General features: G+C 46.5%; 3 protein-coding genes. 2 read left to right on the top strand and 1 reads right to left on the bottom strand.

The window, feature by feature from the left end; translation table 11 throughout:
- On the top strand, positions 1–301 hold a 301-nt coding region (locus tag VIN08_RS10520; RefSeq protein ID WP_331964261.1), incomplete at its 5' end, for an antibiotic biosynthesis monooxygenase.
- Between the two features lie 11 nt (positions 302–312).
- The gene (locus VIN08_RS10525; RefSeq protein ID WP_331964263.1) at positions 313–1485 is read left to right on the top strand and encodes an iron-containing alcohol dehydrogenase; all 1173 of its coding nucleotides are present in this window, start codon (positions 313–315) and stop codon (positions 1483–1485) included.
- 84 nt (positions 1486–1569) lie between these two features.
- Here the strand turns inward: VIN08_RS10525 and VIN08_RS10530 are convergent.
- Positions 1570–2806: acetyl-CoA C-acetyltransferase (locus VIN08_RS10530; protein ID WP_331964266.1), on the bottom strand; the 1237-nt coding region annotated here is incomplete at its 5' end.

Below are 2806 nucleotides of genomic sequence, written 5' to 3' on the forward strand. Positions count from 1 at the left end.
TATGATAGCAACCATCGTACATGTTTATGTAAAGCCTGAGCACATTGAGGCTTTTATTAACGCCACTAAAACAAATCATGAAAATTCCATTCAGGAAAACGGCAATCTTCGTTTTGATATTCTGCAGGATGACAAGGACCCCGGTAAATTTGTGTTATACGAAGCATACGAAACAGAACAGGCTGTAGCGGCACACAAAGAAACTGCGCATTACCTGGCGTGGCGCGACACCGTAGCACCCTGGATGGCAAAACCACGTGAGGGTGTAAAACATAAAATGCTTTTTCCTGCAGCCAGGTAATTTATTCAACGATGACGAACGCTTTTGCACTTGCCCATATACCATCGCTCCATTTTGGCGCAGGTAAAATCTCTGTATTACCTTCTGTTGTAAAAGCATTCGGCAAAAAAGTATTGCTGATCACAGGGGCGCATTCCTTCACATCGTCACCCTATAGCACACGAATGTTGGAGCAACTTCAGTCGGCCGGATATATACTCAGGCAGCACGCTATTGGCACAGAGCCTACACCAGCCATGATCGATGATGCGGTAAATCTTTTTGCTGATTATATACCCAACGTAGTTGTTGCCATTGGTGGCGGCAGTGTGCTGGATGCCGGTAAAGCTATAGCGGCCATGCTTCCTTTACGCGAACCGGTAAAAGATTACCTGGAAGGTGTTGGCACTAAAAATCATCCGGGAGTAAAAATTCCATTTATAGCTATACCTACAACGGCCGGCACCGGAAGCGAGGCAACTAAAAATGCCGTGCTATCAGAGACGGGTATATCAGGCTATAAAAAATCACTGCGTCATGCTAATTTTGTTCCTGATGCTGCGATCATCGATCCACAGCTTACACTGAGCTGCTCGCCAGCCGTTACAGCCGCCAGCGGTATGGATGCATTTACACAATTGCTTGAATCATATCTGTCAACCGCAGCCAACCCGATAACCGATGCCCTGGCATACGAAGGTCTAAAGCAGGTTGCTGGTTCTCTCCCGCAAGTATATCGCGATGGTTCCAATTTAGCTGCGCGTACAGCCATGGCGTTGGCCTCCTATCTTTCGGGCATTACCCTTGCCAACGCAGGCCTGGGACTTGTACACGGATTTGCTTCTTCTGTAGGAGGATATTTTACTATACCGCACGGGGTGATCTGCAGTTCACTGATGGCTCCTGCCAATACACTCACCGTTCAGAAATTACGAGCAACGCATCAGAACCCGGAAGCATTGGCTAAATATACTTTAGTCGGAAAATTGTTTACAACTACACCCGATAAACCGGATGAATATTATATCGATGCGCTTTTATCACTGATTGAACAATGGACGTACGAGTTAAATATACCCCGACTTTCTCACGGTGGCGTTACTACAACCGATCTCGAAAAGATTGTTCTTGCCTCTGACAATAAAAACAATCCTATCGCACTGGATCAGGATGAGATGGTGCGTGTGCTGGAGATGGCTCTTTGATCTATATTCGTTTAGTATCAAAATAAAAAGGAAGAACGAATGCCCGCTCTTCCTTTTCATATATAGAAGTATATATCTGCTTGTTTATTTTTCCATGATCATTGTTACGCCTTGTCCTCCGGCTGCACAAATCGATATAAATCCTTTACCCGATCCCTTCTCATGAAGCAACTTCGCCATGGTTGCTATAATGCGACCACCCGTTGCAGCGAATGGATGCGCGGCAGCAAGGCTGCTTCCCTTCACGTTCAATTTACTCCGATCTATACTTCCCAGTGGCTTATCAAAGCCGAACGTCTTCATAAGATCTGCACTTTCCCAGATCTTTAGTGTTGCCAGTACCTGTGCAGCAAATGCCTCGTGAATTTCATAGTAGTCAAAATCCTGTAAGGTAAGTCCGGCTTTCTTCAGCATCCGTGTAGAAGCATATACCGGAGACATCAACAGATTATGTTGATTTTTTACATACTCGATCGCTGCTACTTCTGCGTGTGTAATATAGGCCAGCACCGGCAGGTTATGATCGCGCGCCCATTCTTCGCTGGCGAGCAATACGCACGAAGCACCATCGGTAAAAGGCGTAGAGTTACCGGCCGTAAGCGATCCATGGTCTTTATCGAATGCAGGTTTCAGCTTTGCTAATTTATCCAGGCTTGTATCTTTTCGCACATTGTTATCGCGATCAAGACCGAGGTAAGGTGTGAGCATATCCTGAAAGAAACCTTCTTCGTAAGCCTTTACTGCCTTCTGATGACTTTGCAGGGCAAGCAGGTCTTGCTCTTCGCGTGATATACCATAGTGCTTAGCTGTAATTTCCGTATGTCCGCCCATCGACAAACCTGTGCGAGGTTCATCTATACCGGGCGCCACCGGTGCGAGGTCTTTGAAACGGATCTTCAGAAATTGTTTGATCTTGGCTCCAGTGGTTTTTGCTCTGCGTACTTCCAGTAATATTTTACGGAGACGTTCACCAATTACAACGGGCACGTTACTGGTCGAGTCTACACCACCGGCTATACCTACTTCAATTTGTCCCTGTGCTATTTTATTACCGATATATACAGCAGCTTCTATACCCGTATCGCAGGCTTGCTGTATATCGCAGGCGGGCGTTGCCGGATCAAGCGAAGTACCCATTACACACTCACGCATCAGGTTAAACTCACGGGTGTGTTTTATTACCGCGCCTCCCGCTACTTCGCCCAGCAACTGCCCCTGCAGATTGTAGCGCTCTATCAATCCATTAAGTGCAGCAATCATCATATCCTGATTGCTGGCATTGGCATAGTTTGTATTATGGCGGGCGAAGGGAATGCGATTG

The organism is Ohtaekwangia sp. (genome assembly GCF_036568665.1).
Classification (GTDB): domain Bacteria; phylum Bacteroidota; class Bacteroidia; order Cytophagales; family Cyclobacteriaceae; genus Ohtaekwangia.

What these genes read in the sequence shown, in the direction of transcription:
- VIN08_RS10525 (WP_331964263.1), top strand. Translation starts at nt 313, where the DNA reads ATGACGAACGCTTTTGCACTTGCCCATATACCATCGCTCCATTTTGGC.